The sequence below is a fragment of the Streptomyces albus subsp. chlorinus genome, assembly GCF_013302895.1.
GTDB lineage: Bacteria > Actinomycetota > Actinomycetes > Streptomycetales > Streptomycetaceae > Streptomyces > Streptomyces chlorinus.
On the sequence record NZ_VJOK01000002.1, the window covers coordinates 1 to 17550 of the forward strand.

14 protein-coding genes and 1 pseudogene are annotated in these 17550 nt (G+C 73.6%); 10 read left to right on the forward strand and 5 right to left on the reverse strand.

Annotated features, from left to right (window positions below; all coding sequences use genetic code 11):
- Window positions 1–604, reverse strand: a 604-nt coding sequence (locus FM076_RS32625) for a hypothetical protein (protein ID WP_173875161.1), incomplete at its 3' end; no start/stop codon positions are given.
- A complete protein-coding gene (locus FM076_RS32630; RefSeq protein WP_243275268.1) occupies window positions 601–1668 on the reverse strand; it encodes a peptidoglycan DD-metalloendopeptidase family protein in 1068 nt (355 codons plus the stop codon). The genes FM076_RS32625 and FM076_RS32630, both read right to left, overlap by 4 nt.
- 349 nt (window positions 1669–2017) lie before the next feature.
- Here FM076_RS32630 and FM076_RS33010 point away from each other — a divergent pair, with 349 nt between their 5' ends.
- From FM076_RS33010 to FM076_RS32675, 9 genes are read left to right on the forward strand one after another with little or no spacing between them, the layout of a single operon-like run.
- Window positions 2018–2920, forward strand: coding sequence for a hypothetical protein (locus tag FM076_RS33010; RefSeq protein ID WP_345945455.1), 903 nt, complete (start codon window positions 2018–2020; stop codon window positions 2918–2920).
- A complete protein-coding gene (locus FM076_RS32640; RefSeq protein ID WP_173875162.1) occupies window positions 2917–3225 on the forward strand; it encodes a hypothetical protein in 309 nt (102 codons plus the stop codon). The genes FM076_RS33010 and FM076_RS32640 overlap by 4 nt, the downstream gene beginning before the upstream one ends.
- 2 nt (window positions 3226–3227) lie before the next feature.
- A complete protein-coding gene (locus tag FM076_RS34520) occupies window positions 3228–3992 on the forward strand; it encodes a hypothetical protein (protein WP_243275270.1) in 765 nt (254 codons plus the stop codon).
- A complete protein-coding gene (locus FM076_RS32650) occupies window positions 3985–5886 on the forward strand; it encodes a hypothetical protein (RefSeq protein WP_173875163.1) in 1902 nt (633 codons plus the stop codon). Before FM076_RS34520 ends, FM076_RS32650 begins: the two co-directional genes overlap by 8 nt.
- A 3-nt stretch (window positions 5887–5889) precedes the next feature.
- On the forward strand, window positions 5890–7419 hold the full coding sequence (locus tag FM076_RS32655) for an SCO6880 family protein (protein WP_173875164.1): 1530 nt from the start codon (window positions 5890–5892) through the stop codon (window positions 7417–7419).
- Window positions 7419–8975, forward strand: coding sequence for a type VI secretion protein (locus FM076_RS32660; protein WP_243275272.1), 1557 nt, complete (start codon window positions 7419–7421; stop codon window positions 8973–8975). Before FM076_RS32655 ends, FM076_RS32660 begins: the two co-directional genes overlap by 1 nt.
- Window positions 8976–10715 (forward strand): type IV secretory system conjugative DNA transfer family protein, encoded by a 1740-nt coding sequence (locus tag FM076_RS32665; protein WP_173875165.1) that lies wholly within the window; start codon window positions 8976–8978, stop codon window positions 10713–10715.
- Entirely contained in the window at window positions 10708–11235 is a 528-nt protein-coding gene (locus FM076_RS32670; RefSeq protein WP_243275274.1) for a hypothetical protein, read from the forward strand. The genes FM076_RS32665 and FM076_RS32670 overlap by 8 nt, the downstream gene beginning before the upstream one ends.
- A 37-nt stretch (window positions 11236–11272) precedes the next feature.
- Entirely contained in the window at window positions 11273–12811 is a 1539-nt protein-coding gene (locus FM076_RS32675; protein ID WP_173875166.1) for a hypothetical protein, read from the forward strand.
- Window positions 12812–12855: 44 nt separating this feature from the next.
- On the opposite strand, the gene FM076_RS32680 is transcribed toward FM076_RS32675, so the two are convergent.
- Window positions 12856–14505 (reverse strand): DnaB-like helicase N-terminal domain-containing protein, encoded by a 1650-nt coding sequence (locus tag FM076_RS32680; RefSeq protein ID WP_173875167.1) that lies wholly within the window; start codon window positions 14503–14505, stop codon window positions 12856–12858.
- A 2-nt stretch (window positions 14506–14507) separates the two neighbouring features.
- Window positions 14508–15053: a hypothetical protein gene (locus FM076_RS32685; RefSeq protein ID WP_173875168.1), complete on the reverse strand. Its 546-nt coding sequence runs from the start codon at window positions 15051–15053 to the stop codon at window positions 14508–14510.
- A gap of 301 nt (window positions 15054–15354) precedes the next feature.
- Between FM076_RS32685 and FM076_RS33115 the strand changes: the two genes are divergently transcribed.
- Window positions 15355–16506 (forward strand): DUF5710 domain-containing protein, encoded by a 1152-nt coding sequence (locus tag FM076_RS33115; RefSeq protein ID WP_202034976.1) that lies wholly within the window; start codon window positions 15355–15357, stop codon window positions 16504–16506.
- 498 nt (window positions 16507–17004) lie between these two features.
- Here the strand turns inward: FM076_RS33115 and FM076_RS32695 are convergent.
- Window positions 17005–17550 (reverse strand): annotated as a pseudogene (locus FM076_RS32695) (hypothetical protein); the annotation flags it as partial.

Consider the following 17550-nt stretch of genomic DNA (forward strand, 5'->3'; position numbering starts at 1 on the left):
CCTGGGTTTTGCGTATCAGTTTGCGTACGTGCCGGCTGAGTCCGCTGTTGTCGCCGGTGACCGCGCTGAGCATGCCGAGGAGTTCCTTGCTCAGGGCGAGGCGGGTGGCGGGGTCGGGGATTTCGGTCCAGTGGCGGACCGCGCGCTGGGCGCCGGCCCGGGTGATCCGGTGCTGCATGCCCCACGCTGCCGCCTGGAGCTGGGTGATGTGCAGGTCCCAGCGGGTGGCCGCTGCGGGGTCGCCCTGGAGGCGGGCGATCCAGCCTCGCAGTTCGCGGACGCTGATGGTGTGGGTGTGGGTGGGTCCGTAGGTGGCGGTGGCTTCCTGGTCGAGGCGTTCGGCCTGGTGTGCGGCCCATTGCAGGCGCTGCGGGTCGTGGGGTGGGGTGAAGGTGGCTGTGATGGCGGCGACGCGTTCTTTGTACTCCTCCGGGGGCGGGGGAGGGTGTTCCGAGGTGTCGTTCGCCGGTCCTTGTGCGAGGGCTGCGGGCACGCGGGTCCTGGCGGGTTGGGGGAGGGGGTTTTGGGGGCTGGGTTCGGGCTGGCTCGCCCAGAAGGCCGGGGTGACGGTTCCCCATGGTGCGAACTGCGGCTCGTCCGTCACAGTTTCACCCCTTGTTGGCGCAGGAAGGAGACGGGGTCGATGTCGGATCCGTATTCCGGGCCGGTGCGGATCTCGAAGTGCAGGTGGGGGCCGGAGACGTTGCCGGTGGCGCCGGAGAGGCCGATCTTCTGGCCTCCTTCGACGTGCTGGCCGGCGGAGACGGAGATCTTCGAGAGGTGGCCGTACTGGCTGTAGGTGCCGTCGGCGTGTTTGATGACGATCTGGTTGCCGTAGGCGCCGCCGCGGCCCGCGGTGTGGATGGTGCCGGGTCCGGCGGCCTTGACGGTGGTGCCCGTGGAGACGGTGAAGTCGATGCCGGTGTGCATGCCGCTGGACCAGGCTCCGCCGCGCTGGTGGTAGGGGGTGCCGAGGGGGCCGTCGACGGGGCGGGTCCATCCTTTCGAGGTCACCGCTCCGAGGTCGGGGCCGCTGTAGTTCGCCGAGCTGGCCATGATGTTCTTCACGTAGTTGTAGGTCTCGCCCCTGGCGAAGGTGCGGGGAGGGACTCCGCGGTACTGGACGACCCGGTGCCAGCCGGCGTTGTAGCCGGCCAGGGCCAGTTCGATGGGGCTGCCGTTGTATTCGGGGTGCTTCTTGGCCGAGCGCAGCAGTTCGCACATCATCTTGCCCTGGGCGGCTATCGCGTCCTCCGGGTCGAGGGGGTCCTTGCGGCCGTCGTTGTTGCCGTCGACGCCGGCGCCCTTGCTGCCGTTGCGGCCGTACCAGGTGTCCGGCATGAACTGGGCTATGCCGAGTGCGCCCGCGCTGCTCTTGCCGGGGTTGGCCCGGAATCCCGACTCCTGGTTGAGCTGGGCGGCCAGGATGGCTGCGGGCAGTCCGGCCTTGCAGCTGGCGGCGGCTTTCTGGATGAGTCCGGCGTAGGCGGCGGGCACGCCGCCCTTGCCGATCTTCAGGGAGCCCGCCGCCAGTTCGGCCCCGCCGCCGCCTCCTCCTTCGTCATCGTCCAGGGTGATGACCAGGAGCATGAGGATCCCGAAGGTGAGGGTGAAGAGGAGCGCCACCAGCGCGCTGCACATGATTTGCAACGTGCGAATCTTGCTCAAACGGCCGTCCCCCTACGCGGATGAGCGCTGCCCCGCGGCGCCGCGTGCACGATCCGTCGACAGGGAACGGCAAGACCGCGGTCCGACTCGGCTCACATTGTCACACCCGTTTCGTGCACCTCTCCTGTGGTAACTGTCACAAAGGAGTGACTATTTCCTGCCGGGAATGCTGGTTTTTGTCCGTCTAAATCCACCTGGTTTCTTCTCGGGTGGGTCACGGGGGCCCGAGCACCTGCATGGAACGCGAGTGCGACCATAGAATGCGGCCAACACAGGGGCCGATCTCACTTCTGATGCCCCATCAGACTTGTCTCAGATTGCATTACACCGGCAAATCCGTGGGGGAAAGGTGTCCAAGAGACCGCCGACGCTGGGCGTACTCCCGGCGCACTCCCGCCTCTTGATACCCGTGCTGGGGCCCGCCGGCGGCAGCGGCCGGTCCACCACCGCGGGGCTCCTCGCGGCTGTCTTCTCCTCGGCGGGGTCCGCGGCCGTCCTGGACACCGCTCCCCGGCTTGCCTCGCCCTGGCCCTTCTGGAGCGCCCGGCCCGGCGCCGGGCTGGCGTCCATACCGCCCGACCGGCCCGCCTCCCGGCAGCGCATACGGGACGCCGCCTCCGCGTGTCCCGCTCCCGAGGGCCGCGAATGGCAGGTGCTGACCGACCATCAGGAGTGGAGCAGCGCCCCGCTCCCCCTGCCCGCGGACCCGGCCGCCTGGTACCAGTTGGCGGCGGCCGGCGGCTGGCAGGCCGTCATCGCCGACACCGCACACGCCGTGGCCCAGGACATCATCGCCGCGCGGTCCGCCGGGCGAGCGGGCCGGACCGCCGCCTGGTGCTCGCTGCCCTGCGCGGTGCCCGTGCTGTGCGCGGCCGCCACCGGGCCGGGCGTGCAGGCCCTCCAGGTCGCGGTCAAGGCGGCCGTGGCCGAGGGGCTGCCGTTGCAGCGGGCGGTCGTCGCTCTCCTGTCCACCGGGGAGGGGCGCTCGCCCGCTCCTGTCCGGGCCGCCGCCACGATGCTCCAGTCGCACGCCTTCGCCGTCGTCTCCGTGCCCCACGACGCGCACATCCGCACCCACGGGATGAGCGACGCGCACCGTGTCAGGCCGAAGACGCTCGCGGCAGGGCAGGAGCTGGCACGGGCTGTGCTGGCCTCCGCCCGTCAGACGTGGGGAGAGCCGCTTCCCGCGGCCCCCACCCCCGCCCCCTTGTCCGTCGACACCCGCGTCCTTCCCGAGAAGGTGCCCGCATGAGCCTCACGATCGACACCCTGAACCTCCTTGCCGACGGTCCGGTGCCGGACGTCAATCCGACCGTCCCCGAGACCCTCAAGACCCCGACCGGGACGATCCTCGGCTGGGCCGCGGGAATAGGTCTGGGGCTGGCCGTCCTGGGCGGGCTGGTCGGCTGGGCGTGCGTGGGCATCGGCCACAACAGCGAACGCGGCGGTCTGGCGGCCCGGGGCAAGCAGGCCATCATCTGGAGTCTGGTCTCCGGCATGGGCATCGGGGTGACCTCGGGCCTGGTCATGGCCTTCTACAACATGTCGCAGGGCTGAGGATGGACCACAGGACCAAGGCGCGGCGCGCCCGGCTGCGTCTCGTCGTGCTGGGTACGGCCGCGGCCGTCGTGCTGGCCGGTGGCGGTCTTCTGACGGCCCGGAGCCTGAGCGGCGGCGACTCCGCCGCGCCCCGCGCCAAGCCCTCACCCGAGCAGAGCGCCTCCTCGCCGGCTCCGGGCGGCAAGAAGTACGCCGCCTACACCCCCGCCACGGCTCGGCGGGTGCCGCTGCTGAAGCCCAGGTCCTCCAGGAACGGCATCGGCACGGGCTTCCCGCACTCACCGCTGGGCGCCACGTCGGCGGCCGTCTCCTACTGGCAGGACCTGAGCCTCATCGACGACCAGGCCGCCGGGCGGCAGTTGCGGACCATCGCCGCCAGTCCCTCGGACCCGGCCGTGCGCAACGGGGTCTCGGAGGTGCGCAAGGTGCGCGAGGGCGTGGGGCTGCCCCCCTCCGGAGGGCCGCCGAACGGGCTGGCCTTCACCACGAACGTCAAGGCGGTGCTCACCCGCAGCCTCGACACCGAGGGCGACGTCGTCCAGGTGTGGATGGTCTTCGACCGCTACGCCACCAGCCCGAAGAAGGGCACCGACGACCAGCCGCTCAGGGACGAGGTCGACAACCTCATCGTCACCTGGAAGGACGGCGACTGGAAGGTCACCCAGGAGCGGAAGTGGGTGCGCAAGTCGACCGGGCCGCGCAGCTACGACCCGCACAGCACCTACGCGTTCCGGGACGGCTGGCGGGAGGTGACCGATGGCTAGACCGCTCGCCCGGTGCGCGACGGTACTGGGGACGCTGCTCCTGGTGCTCCTGACGCTGGGCTCGGCCGCCTACGCCGGGGCCAAGCCGCCGGACCCCATCCCCGAGGAGCTGGCCGGAGCGCGCGTCGGCATCAACAAGAAGACCGGCGAGTACTGCGACGTCGACACGGACAAGACCGGGAACACCTGCCGGGCGGCCCGGGACTGCGAGCTGCCCGGCACCGTCTGCGTCGGGGAGGGCTCCACCGACCCCGAGGAAGCGCGCCGGTACGAGGAGAACCAGCTCGCGCGGTGGCTGGAGAAGGCCGACCACAACCAGCCCGACTACGAGAAGATCAAGAAATTCCTCACCGACTGCGTCAAGAAGGACAAGAAGCCGTTCCAGGAGTGCCAGAACGAGGGGGCCTACAAGTACCCGCCGCCGGCCAAGACGCCGCTGACCTGGATAGCCGGGAAGATCTCCGAGGCGGCGGCCAAAGCGCTGGAGGAGGCCGCGGGCGCGCTGGGCAACTCCGTCATCTGGCTGCTGAAGAAGTTCGCCGGCATCTTCAACAGCGTCTCCACCATCCAGCTGTCCAAGACCGGCATCGGTCCGGTCATGGGCTTCATGATCGGGATCTCGGCGCTGGTGGCCACCTTCCTGCTGCTCCTCCAGTTCGGGAAGCTGGCCGTCTCCCAGAAGGGCGCCCCGCTGGTCACCGCGATCACGGGCCTGGCCAAGTGGGGGGTCATCCTGGGGGTGTATGTGACCGCCACCCAGGTCGCTCTGGAGTGGTCGGACACCTTCAGCACCGCCCTGATCAACTACACCCTCAACGGCGGCTCGGGCACCTCCGATGACGCCTCCAAGGCGATGAAGGAGCAGCTCGGCACGATGTTCACCGGGCTGGTCAGCGGCAGCGGGGGGGCCACGGCCGCCACCGCGCTGGTCACCGGGAGCGGGATCGCGCCCGCTTCGGTCGGCTTCGTCATCGTCATCAGCATCCTGTGCATCCTGGCGGTCGGCATGCTGTGGGTGGAGATGCTCATCCGCCAGGCGGGGATCATGATCCTGGTCACCGTGATGCCGCTCGCCCTGGCCGGGCAGATGTCGGACGCGACGAGCGAGTGGTGGCCCAAGGCCCGCAACGCGCTGATCACGCTCATCCTGATGAAGCCGGTGATCGTCATCTGCTTCAGCATCGGTTTCACGGCGATGGGCCACGCGGAGGGCGTGCGCAACGTCCTGGTCGGCCTGATCATCTTCCTGCTGTCGTGCTTCGCCTGGCCGGCCATCGCCAAGTTCATGACGTTCACCACCGCCGGCGCCGGCAACAGCGCCGCCTCCGGCATGCTCAGCTCCATCGGCTCCTCGGTCTCCAGCGCCTTCGGCGGCTACAACCCGTCCCTCGGCGGTGCCGGGACGGTCGGCGGCGGCAGCGGCTACACCCGGGCCCTGGAGGCGGACAACGCGAACTCCTCCGGCGGCGGCGACGGCGGAGGCGGTGGCGGCGGAGGCCGGGGGTTCTGGTCCAAGGCGATGCTGGGCCGCAAGAGCGGCAGTTTCGGCTCGAAGGTGGGCGGGACCGTCGGCATGGGGATGCAACTGGCCGCTCTCGGCAAGGACATGCTGGAGAGCACCGCGCAGAACACCGCCGCCCACGCCGGTCTCGACCACGCGGCCCAGGGCGGGCGCCACGTCGTCGTTCCGCGGCGCGGCGCGGAGGAGGCGGCCCCCGGCTCGGGCGGCTCCTCCGGCTCCTCCGGCTCGGGCGGCCCCCAGCAGCCGGACAGCGCGCCGCCCGCGCAGCCGGCGTCCGTGCCCGAGACGGAACCACCGCCCGCCCCGCCCTCCACACCACCGCAGCCCGCACCTCCTCCGCCGCCGCCCGCGGCCCCGCCCGAAGGGAGCTGACCCGTGCCGAGTGCCGAACCGGTCACCTACAGCGGCTGGCAGTCGGAGCGCAGCGGGTTCATCGGCAACCTCAGCGGGACCGGGTTCGCCCTGGTGGCGGCCGCCTCGGTCATCGCCCTGATCCCGCTGTACACCCGGTCCCTGTCCAGCGCCATCCTCGCCCTCCCGCTGGCGGCCCTCCTTCTGCTGCTCGCCTACGGACGCGTGCTGGGGCTGTCGGCCGACCAGTGGATCACCCTCGCAGTAAGGCACCAGATCGCCGTGGCCACCAGCAGAAACCTCTTCTTCTCCGGCTTCTTCGCGCCCCGCGCCAAGGACGGGCGCCAGCCCATGGACCTGCCCGGAACCCTGGCCCGCCTCCACCTGCTGGAGGCGCCCGACGGCATGGGCGGCCAGCTGGGCATCATGCACAACCCCGTCGACAACACCTACACCGCCGTGTGCCGCATCTCCCACCCCGGCCTGGCGCTGGTGGACACCGAGAGGCAGAACGCCAGGGTGGCCGCCTGGGGGGCGGTGCTGCGCAGCCAGTGCAAGGAGGACGGGCTGATCACCAGAATCGCCGTCCACCAGCGCTCCCTGCCCGACGACGGGGCCGCGCTGCGCTCCTGGACGGAACGGCACATCTCCCAGGACGCGCCGCCCGCGGCCGTCGAAGCCCTCGACCAGCTGATGGCGGGCGCCGGCCCGGCCGCCACCATCCGCGAGACCTACCTGGCGGTGACCCTCTCCGCCTTCCGCGCCCGCCTGGCCATCAAGGGCTCCGGCGGCGGGCAGCGCGGCGCCGCCGCGGTGCTGGTCAGGGAGCTCAACGCCCTGCAACCGGCGCTCAGCAGCGCCGGGTTGCAGGTCACCGAGTGGCTCGACCCGCGCGGCGTGGCCCAGGCGATCCGCACCGCCTACGACCCCGAGGCGCACCTGATGCTGGCCGAGCGCAACAACGCGGCGGCCACCAGCCCCGGCTGGCAGGGCACCCCCCGCGGCGTCGACCCGGAACTGGCCGGGCCGGCGGCGGCCGAGACCCAGTGGGGCGTCTACCGGCACGACGGCGCCTGGACCGTCAGCTACCAGGTCCGCGGCTTCCCGCAGAGCGAGGTGTACGCCACCTTCCTCCAGCCGCTGCTCAAGCCCCGGCACAACGCCCGCCGTTCGCTCTCCCTCGTCTACGAGCCGATCGGGCCGGCCAAGGCACGCAAGGAGCTGGCCCGGGAGCGCACCAAGCGGGACGCCGCCCGCGGCCTGCGGGCCAAGACCGGCCGGGCGGAGAGCGAGGACGAGCGGCGGGAGGCGATCACCGCCCGGGCGCAGGACGCCGCGCGCGCGGCCGGGCACGGCGTGGTGCGGCTCACCGCGCTGATCGCCGTCACCGTCACCGACCCCGAGCAGCTGGAGATCGCGTGCGCGGACCTCCAGGCGGACGCCTCGGCGGCCGGCCTGGAGCTGCGGCGGGTGTGGGGGGCGCAGGACGACGCCTTCGCCGCCTCCGCGCTGCCCCTGGCCCAGGGCCTGCCCGATCGGCGGGTGGGGATCTGATGAGGCTCTCCCTCACGCCCCGCCGGCCGGCGGACGACGACAGCTCGCTGAAGGCCCGCCCGCTGACCGACCTGTTCGGCCCCGGCGGCGAGCAGCCCGCCCAGGCCCCGCAGCCCAGCGCCCGCGAGCTGCGCCGCTCGCGGATGCTGGAGGACCCCGAGACGGCGATGCGGGTGGCCCCCCGCAAGGGCTGGAACCAGCCCTTCGCCGGCCGGGCGGCCTCCTTCAACAAGGCGGACGTCTTCCGCGCCGACACCTCGCGCGCCAGCGGCATCTACCCGTTCCTGCACGGCGCCTCGCTCCCCTCCATCGGGGTTTACATCGGCTGGAACACCCTCACCCAGCAGGCGTTCAGCGCCCATCCGACCGCCTGGGTCAGCGAGGGCCTGTGCACCAACCCCAACGTGATGATCACCGGCATCCCCGGTTCCGGGAAGAGCGCCCACATCAAGGCCCTGGCCTTCCGCATGATGGCCCTGGGCCACCGCACCCTGATCGCCGGGGACGTCAAGGGCGAGTACCGGGCGCTGTGCCGGCACCTGGGGGTGGAGCCGGTGCGGCTGGGACCGGGCATGCCCGGGCGCCTCAACCCGCTGGACGCGGGGCCGCTGGGCTACGAGCTGGAGGACATCACCGACCGGGAGGAGTACAAGGCCCGGCTCCAGGAGATCCACCGGCGGCGTCTGACCCTGCTGCAGGCGCTGCTGGAGCTGCAGCTGCGGCGGAACCTGGCGCCCCAGGAGGAGGAGTGCCTGGATGTGGCCCTGCGGGAGGTGACCGGCGAGCTCTACGGACAGGACCGGCTGCGCATCCCGACGCTTCCCCTGGTCTACGAGAAGCTGAAGGACCCCACGGCGCAGATGGCCCGGGAGATGCGGGTGCGGGGCGACGACGTGCAGCTGGCCCGCGAGCAGATGGCCTCGCTGCGTGCCGCGCTCGGCGGCATGATCACCGGCCATCTGGCGGGGCTCTTCGACAAGGAGACCTCCATCGGCCTGGACTGGGACGCGCCGATCCAGTCCGTGGACGTCTCCGCGCTGGAGTCGTACGGGGACGACACGATCGCCATGGTGCTCACCTGCGTGTCCTCCTGGGCGCAGAGCGCCATCGACCGCCCCGGCTCCCGCCCGTGGCTGGTGGTCCGCGACGAGCTGTGGCGCCAGATGCGCAGCGGCGGGGCGGCCATGGTCCGCAAGGTCGACGCCGACCTGCGGCTGAGCCGGGCGACCGGCACCATCCAGGTGCTGGCCACCCACCGGCTCTCCGACTTCGAGGCGGTGGGCGCGGCCGGGTCGGAGGCGGTGGCCATCGCCAAGGACCTGATCGCCAGCTGCGAGACCCGTATCCAGCTCGCGCAGGACACCGCGCCCCTCAACCTGACCCGGGAGGCCATCGGTCTGACCGACGCGGAGTGCGACCTGATCGCCTCCTGGGGGGCGGGGCAGCGGGGCCGGGCGCTGTGGAAGGTGGGCCGCAGCGGCGGGCACGCGGTGCAGCTGATGCTCTCGCACATCGAGGAGAAGCTCTTCGAGACGGACGAGCGGATGGTGATGTAGATGGTCCAGCGCAGCGGCCCGGCGGGCGCCGCGGGAGGGGTGTCGGACGGCACGGTCCTGGCCGCCTACACGGCGGGAGCGGCCGGCGTGGTGGGCGGGTCGGTGCTGCTGGCCGGGCCGCTGGCGGCGCTGCTCGCGGGGAAGGGCTGGGCCCGCTCCTCCTCGTCCGTCCCCGCAACGGTGGCCGGCGCCCTGGTCGAGGGCCCCGCCTCGGTCTTCGACCCGGCACCGCCCGCCTGGCTCTTCTACACGCTGTCCGCCCTGCTGGTGGTGGTCTCGGTGACCGCCGTGGTCAAAGTGCTGTCCCTGGTGCGGTTCGGCGGCCGTACCGGCGGCGCCCAGTGGGGCGGGGCGAAGACCGAGCGGAGGCTGACCGCGCCGCGGGATCCGGCCAGGCGGGCCGGCCGTCTGACAGCGGGGCGCGGGATGCGCACCGGGAAACTGGTCGCCACCCAGCCGAACATCTCCGCGACCGTCTTCGGTGTCCCCGGCAGCAGCAAGACGACCGGGCTGGTGCTGCCCAACGCCGCCGAGTGGCAGGGCCCGCTGGTCATCACCACCACCAAGGCGGCCGACCTCGACGTCATCTACGCCCGCCGTCGCGCGCTGGGGCCCGTCTGGGTGATCGCCCCGGCCGGCATCCCGGGCCGGGCGACGCACCGCTGGTCCCCGGTCGACTACTGCGTGGACGCCAAGTCCGCCGAGCGGATGGCCGCCTGGATGGCCGAGGCCTCCGCCTCCGGTGACGACAAGCGGGCCGCCCCCTGGGTGGACCAGGCCCGCAACGTCCTCAAGGGCGTCCTGCTGGCCGCCCGGTTGAACGGAGGCGGCGTGGGCGACATGCGCCGCTGGCTGTCGCTGGGCAAGGACGCCGTCGACCACGTGCGGGCCGTGCTGCTGGCCCACGGCCACCAGGAGACGGCCGACGACTACGCCTCCCCGTGGCTGCGGCTGCACGAGGACGGCATCGGCTCGATCCAGTTCACCCTCAACGTGCTGGCCCGCGTCTACGCGGACGAGGAGGTGCGCGAGACCAGCTCGGGGACCGACTTCACCGTCGAGGAGCTGCTGGAGAGCAACGGCACCGTGTGCCTGATCGCCTCCGAGGCGGACGCGGAGCGCTTCGCCCCGCTGCTGACCTCCCTGATCGCCTCGATCATCCACGGCGCCGAGGCCCGCTACAACTCCACCGGACTCCCCCTCGATCCGGCGCTGGGCGTGATGGTCGACGAGGCGGGCAACATGCTGCGCTACCCGCGGCTGCCGAACATCCTCACCACCGGCCGCGGCATGGGCATCAGCCTGCTGACGGTGTGGCACGACCTGTCCCAGCTGCGCGACCGGCTCGGGCAGCAGAAGGCGAACACGGTGCTGTCCGCGTCCGGGATGCGCATGCTGCTGCCCGGCTGCGGCGACCTGGAGACCCTGCGCTACTTCTCCGGCCTCTACGGCCGCACCGAGGTGCGGCGCGAATCGACCACCCGGGGGCGCGGCGGCGACCACTCGACGCAGGTGTCGGTCGTGGAGACCGACCTGGCCCCCGTCCACGCGCTGCAGCAGCTCGCCGAGTTCACCGCGATCGCGCAGTACACCAACCTGCCGCCGGTCAAGGTGCGGATGCGGCTGACTTTCCGCGACAAGGACCTCAAAAAACTCCTGGCCGCCCCCGGGCCGGCCGGGATCTCCCTGGAGAAGAACCCTTCGACCGGCACGACCCCTATGGAGGCCGCTGATGTCTGAGTACACCGTGGAAGGCCTGGACGGCATGGAGGACCCGGCCTCGCTGTGGCCCGAGCTGCCGGACATGCCGGAGGAGGAGTCCGCCGCCTACGGCTGGGTGTGGTCGGCCATGACACCGGCCGAGCGCCGCGCCAGGATGCGGGAGCTGGCCGGGTGGGTGGAGTGGCTGCGCGGCACGTTCGAGCTGCACAACCAGATCCCCGAGTGCTGGTACCGCCACCCGCCGGTGCGCGAGCACCTGACCGCGCTGTACGCGGGCTGGGTGCGCACCTACTGCCAGCCCTCCCCCGGCCGCGACCTGGCCGAGGCCGAGTGGCTGACGACCCTGTACGGCTTCCTGCCCCGCCTGCAGGTGGCCAGCTGCGCCAACGGCACCCACCACGAGGCGCCGCCGCGTCCGGCCCCGCGGCCCGACGCCGCGGAGGCGTTCGAGGAGTACCTGTCCGCGTCCGAGTTCGGCACCGCCGACTCCGCGCACCCGGCCGAGGCCGAAGCGGTCCGCCAGGCCACCGCCCTGTGACGGCCGCCCGTCGTCCCGCGCCCGAAGGAGGATGTGAATGACGGAGCAGCCCGTGGCGGACGTACCGTGGGGGGACGAGGGGCTGCGCCAGGCCCTCAACAGCCTCCCGGGGCCCCTGCGCGGAATCAGCGGGGAAGTCCGCGGTGAATACCAGAACCTGCGCCGGACCTGGGCCGAGGCGGGCGCCGTCGCCGCGGCCCCGGGCCTGTTCGAGGAAGCCGAGCCGAACGGCGCGGCCGCGGTCGACAGCGCCCTGGCCGCCGTCGACGCCCACGCCGAGGCCCTGCGCGGCAACCCGCTGTGGGAGCAGCTGCAGGCGACCCGCGAGGCGACGCGGCGGATGCGGCGCACCACCGCCGCGCTCGTCGGGGACACCGGGTGGCGCAAGTACGTGGTGCCCAACGGGCACTGGAAGCGGCTGTGGGTGGACATCGGGCAGAACTCCACCGCTACCTACGCCCGGCTCTCCGGCGCGCTCGCCGACCAGCTGGAGCGGGAGGGGAACCCGGCCACGGCCGGGATCGTCCGCGACCTGCGGCAGCTGAGCCACGCCACGGCCGGGTACAACAAACTGCTGCGCCAGCTGCCGCGCGACAGCCTGCCCACGGCCTCGCCCGAGGCGGTGGACCGGGAACTGGCCGCGCTGCGCCATCCGTTCCCCGGCTACGGACCGGACGGCGGGTACGCGCACGCCCAGGGTGACGTGCAGCTGATGCGGAACGAGGCCCGGCGGGCCGCCGCGGGCGTCACCCAGAGGTTCAAGGAGTGGGCCGGCACGGAGATGGGCCAGCGCCTCGTCCGGGCGAGCGACCCCGCCCTCAGGGCGTTCCGCGAGGCGTGGCAGGCGCTCCCGGCCCCGGACAGGCAGGGCTCCTTCCGGGATGCCGCCCGGCTGTACGGGCGGCTCGCGGCCCGCGCCCACGAGGTGCGGGAGAAGGCCCGGGAGGCCAACAAGCGCCATCCGGGCCGCTACTCGGCGCGCGACATCGCCGCCCTGGACGCGTTCGCGGACGCCAGCTACGCCCACGCGGCGCGGCTGGCCCGCACCAGGCCGCCCGGCAACCTCCCCGGCGCGGCCCCCTACGAGTCCCCGCAGGCGGCGCAGGCGGGCAACATCCGCCTGGCCGAGCTGCTCGTCGCCTGGCAGAAGAGCGACATGGGCAGGAAGCTGATCGGCGCCGAGCGCCGGCACCCTCTCGTCGACGAACTCGGTGCCGCCTGGAAGAGGCAGGACCCCTTTCCCGCCAAGAAGCCGCACACCTACGACCAGTGGACGGCCGCCGGGAAGGCCGGTGACGTGGCCGACGCGGCGAAGCGGCTGCTGGACCGGGCGGAGCGGGCCCAGGCGCAGACCCCGGGCCGGTTCGCCAAGGCGGACATGGACAAGCTGCGTGCCTTCGCCAACGGCGCCAGGGTGCACGCCTCGAAGCTGGCGGAGGCCCATCCGCCCAAGTCGGTCCTCCCGAAGAACCCGGCCTTCAAGCGGGTGCCCGTCCCGGTCGCCCAGCGGGCGCCGCAGGCACCGGCGCCGGTGATGCCGGCGCCGGTGCGCAGGACGCCCTCGGCCAGGGTGTGAGGAGGGGGTGCCGGACGCGGGCGGCGCCCGCGTCCGGCACCCGCTCAGCGGCGCAGAGCGGTCCTGGGCCGGGCGGGCTGGGCGAACCCGATGGCGGTGCGCTGGGCCGGCGGGGGCTGCACCCGGGCCGCCGCACGGGCCGTGCGCCGCTGCACCGCCTGGAGTTCGGCCTGCCGCTGGCGGGGGGAGAGGGAGGCGCGGCGGCGTTCCTCGGCGAGGACGTCGATCACGGCGTCCCGGTAGTTGTTGGCGCTTTCGCGGGCGAAATGCGAGGTGTCCTCGAATGCCTGCGCCCGCAGCGACTCGCCCCGGTCGCTGAGTTCCTTCCGCCGCAGCTCAGCGCGGTTCGCCTCCTGGTCGGCCTTCTGGTAGCGGCGCAGGCTGCCCTCCAGCAGGCTCTGCAGTTGGGCGTCGCTGTAGGCCGCCAGCGGCCCGGCGTCGCGGGTGCGGCGGCCGGCGCCCCAGCGCGGTGCCCGGGGCCGCTCCCGGCGTTCGACGGCCGCCTCGACGACCCAGTTCCACCGGCTGCTGGATCCGGCGGCCGTCGCCGCGGCCTCACGGGCGGTCTCCTGACCGACCCAGTCGGTGGTCCGGGCGGCGAGCCGGGCGGCCTTCGCCACCACCCGCACCGCCGCCTCGTCGCTCAGGCCGCGCCCGCGCTCGGCCTCGATCACCTGCGTCGGGGTCCGCTTGCCCGACCTGATCCCGGCGGTGTCCACGGCCGCTCCGTCGGGCCGGAAGATCCGCACGTCCGCGCCCATCGCCGCGGCGCGTTCGGCGCTCTCGGCCAGCCGGTCCGGTGCGGGGGTGAAGGGCCTGCGGGCGGTGCGGCGGTCGCCGAGGTGGGTCTCGAGGGCGTTGAGCCGGCGGATGGGCTCCGGCGTGGTCACCGCCGCGAACTCGATGCGGTATCCGGCCTCCTGGAAGCGCATCATGTCCATGGCCAGTGCCTGCGGATCCCGCGCGTCCGTGCGCAGGACGGTGTTGGCCCGCAGGCCGATGGCGTACTGGGCCGCCGCCAGGTGCCTGTCCTGCGGTGTGCGGGCCCCGGACTCCTCGACGGCCTGGTGGGCGGGGTGGCCGGGCGGGTACGCGCCGCCGAGGTCGACGACGTGCCCCCGGCCCGCGAGCTGTTGGCGGGCGAGGAGGGAGACCGCCTCCATGCCGCTGCCTTCGGCGCCGGCGACGACGACCACGACCGGCTGGTCGGGCGGCTCGGCCGGAGGCGGCGGATAGGAGGGGAGCGGTGGGAGCGCCTTGTCGACCGCCTCTCCCGCCGCGTCCAGGGATCCGCCGGCCCGGCGGAGATACGCGTTGTACTCCCCGACGACCTCGCGCACCTCGTCCTGCAGGGTGAGTGCCTTGACGGAGTCGTCGGCCGAGCGCAGCCGCGAGACCCGCAGCACGTCGTCCAGCTCCCGCAAGGGCACGCCCGCCGTCTCCAGCCAGTCGTCCACCGCGCGCCAGCGGTCCGACAGCTCCCGGGTCCCCTCCGAGTTCCTGGGGAAGGTATCGGAGTGGGTCTCCACCAGCGCCTGGTAGATGGCCGCGTGGGAGGGGCTGCTGAAGTGGCCGGGGGTCAGCGTCCCCCTCACGTCGGCCACGAGTTCGGGCTTCCGCCACAGCCGTCCCAGCAGCTGCGTCTCGTAGTCGCGGCCGGTGAGGGCCTGCGCGTTGTTGTCTTCGTCGGCCACTGTCAGCGCTCCCCGTTCCGCCGTGGTGCGGCCTGTGCGACGTCTTCCGCCTCCGCCCGCGCCACCCGCGCCAGTTCGGCCGCGTGCCGCTCCAGCGTGGCGATCAGCGCGGCGTCCTCGGCGCTTCCCGCGTCGAGCACGGCGTAGCGGTCTTCCCTGGCGACCCACCAGCGGTCCTCGAAGCGGATCGCTGTGCCCTCCGGGGTCAGGGACAGGGCCCTGCCGTCGGCCACGGCCTCGTGCAGGGGGCGCGCCGTGGCGTAGTCGTCGACCACCTGGTCGCAGTAGGCGCGCGCCGCCTCGACGGCCTCCTGGTTGTCCGGGCGGATCACCGTGCGCCACCGGCTGATGCGGCGGCTGACGCCCAGCCAGCGCTCGCTCTCCCGCTGCCCGGCGCCGAAGCGGGATTCGGCGTGGCCGATGCGGGCGGCGCAGACCTCCTGGGCCTGGTCCATCGAGGCCAGGAGGGCGTCGAAGGCGCCGATATCCAGCTCGTCCCAGGTGCCGGGCCTGATCTCGTCAAGTACTACGTCGGGTATCCCAGACACGCCACTCCTTCATCACGAAGCCGGTGTTCCGGCGGTCTCAGCCTAGTGATCTCCGCGGCGCCCGGTGAGCCGAACAGGCCGCCGGGCAGCGGCAGTTCGGCCCCGACTTCGTCACAGAACCGTGTGCCGGCGCCGCCCCGGGGCCAAGGGCCTCCCCCGGGGCCTCGCCAAGGCGGCCGGGGAGCGCCCGCAGTGGCGTGTCCCCGGCCGTCTTCCCTCCGGGCGGGCACCGGGACGAGGATCGGCTGGAGCGAGCGGCGAAGAAGGCGGGGAAGGCGAGGAAGGCGAGGAAGGGGTGGGGATGGCCCGCGTCTGGCTGGACGTGCCCTTCGCGGAGAAGGACGAGGCCAAGGAGATGGGGGCCCGATGGGACCCGGCCGCCAGGCGCTGGTTCGCGCCCCGGCCGGGTATGCCGGGCCTGGAGCGGTGGGCGGCGCTGCCCGACGTCCCCGCACTGCTCCCCGGAGAGGACCGGTCCTTCGGGAGCGGGCTCTTCGTGGACCTGGTGCCTGCCTCGTGCTGGTTCACCAACGTCCGCTCGTGCGTGGCGCCACGCGACTGGGAACGGCTGCGGCGCATGATCACCTCGAGGGCCGGTCAGCGGTGCGAGGCGTGCGGGCGCGGCGAGGACCGCGGCCGGCGGCGGTGGCTGGAGGCGCACGAGCGCTGGGACTACGACGAGGACAGCGGGGTGCAGCGGCTGCGGCGGCTGGTGTGCCTGTGCACCGCCTGCCACACCGTCACCCACTTCGGACTGGCCGAGGTCAGAGGAGAACGCGAGACGGCCCTGGCCCACCTGCGGTCCGTGACCGGGATGACCGAGGCCGGGGCCGAGGCCCATGTGCGGGCCGCGTTCGCCCTCTGGCGGCAGCGCTCGGCCCGCGCGTGGACCCTGGACCTGCGCATGCTCACCGGCGCGGGCGTCACCGTCCTGTCCCCGCCCCCGGCAGCCGGACGGGAGGAGACCGCCCGGCGGAGCGCGGACCGGCAGCGGGCCGTGGAAGGAGCCGCCGCCCCGCTCATCGCGCACCCCGCGGTCCCCCCACCGGCGCCGCCCGCGCCCGCCGGCCGGGCGGTGGACGCGGAAGAACTCGCCCGCGCCCTGGAGACCGTCTTCCGCAGGCCGTCCCCCTCGGGCGGCCCGCAGTGGATCGCCGTGCCAGCCTGGCCGTGGCTGTGCCACATGTGCGACACCCGTATGCGCCCGCCGGACATCGCCGTGGCCTCGGTGACGGAAACCTCCCCGGGGCGTTGGCGGATCGTGTGCCGGCCCTGCGAGTGGGCCCACCTGGTGGACGACGCCGGCCTGGCCGGGCCGGTGCACCGGGCGGTCATGGCCGCCGCTGACCGGGCGCTCAAGGCCCCGCACACCGCGGTCACCTGGGACCCGGGCGAGCGCCGCTTCACCACCGTGACCGGCCTGCTCACCGACGGGCGCGGCAACCACGGGTGACCCCGCCCGGCGCCCGGAAGGTGCCGCGCCACCCGTCCCGCCGTCTCGGCCGCCCGGCACCCGGAAGGTGCGCGCCACTCGCCCCCGCCGCCTCGGCCGCCCCCCGCCCCCGCCCTCCCGTGCTCCTGAGGCCGGGTGCGGCGCTCACCGGCAGAGGACGGCTCCCGCAGCCCCCGGCGGGACGGGCGAGCGTGCCGACCGCGGACGGCGGCCCTCCGGTGGGCGGCCCTCCGGTGGGCGGTCTTCCGGTGGGTGCCTCTGGCGAGGTCTTCCGGCGGGGGCCTCTGGGGGCCTTGGTGAGCGGCCTCCGGCGGGGGTCTTCCGGCGAGGAGCCTTCCGGCAGGCGGTCTTCCGGCGGGGCGGCAGGCCCGCCGACGCGCGCCGCCCCGCCTCCGGCCCCGGGGCGGCGGAGGAGACCGCACCTGCCCGCGGCACCCTGCCGCACCCGGACCGCCACGGCGCGATCCATCTCTCCCGGCGGGGCCCTCACGGCGGGAGTCACCTCCCCCGGCGGGGCCCCTCACGGCGGGAGGAGTCCGGGCGCTGCTGCACCGCGGGCGGTGCCGGACGCTGCTGCGGGGCGCGGGCCTGCTGCGCGCGGGCGGCCTGCTCAGCGGCACGCCGGTCGTCGGGAAGAGTGGCGCGCACACCGGCTTCCCGGCGCAGCGCGGCAGCCTTCTCGCGCAGCTTGCCCGCCCGTTCACGCATGCGCCGGGCCTCGGCGGCGGCAGCCCTCGCGTCCTCCCCCGCCGTGGTCCGCGCCCGGGCGAGAGCCGTGTCGACGTCCCCGCCCCACTCCCGCCATTCGGCCAGGACCTGCTCGTGGCGGGCGGGCTCCCCGGCGGTGACAGCGGCCCGCTCACCCTGCTGCTCGGCCTGCGCGATCTCCTCGGCGAGCCGGGCGGCCTGCTCTTCCAGACCGCGCAGATACTCCTCCACCGAGCGCCGTTCCGCACCGCGCAGGACGGGCAGACCCATGCGGTTGGCCGCGGCCAGCCGGGCGGCCGGCTCCTGGCGGCGAGCGGCGATCTCGCCGGCCCGCCG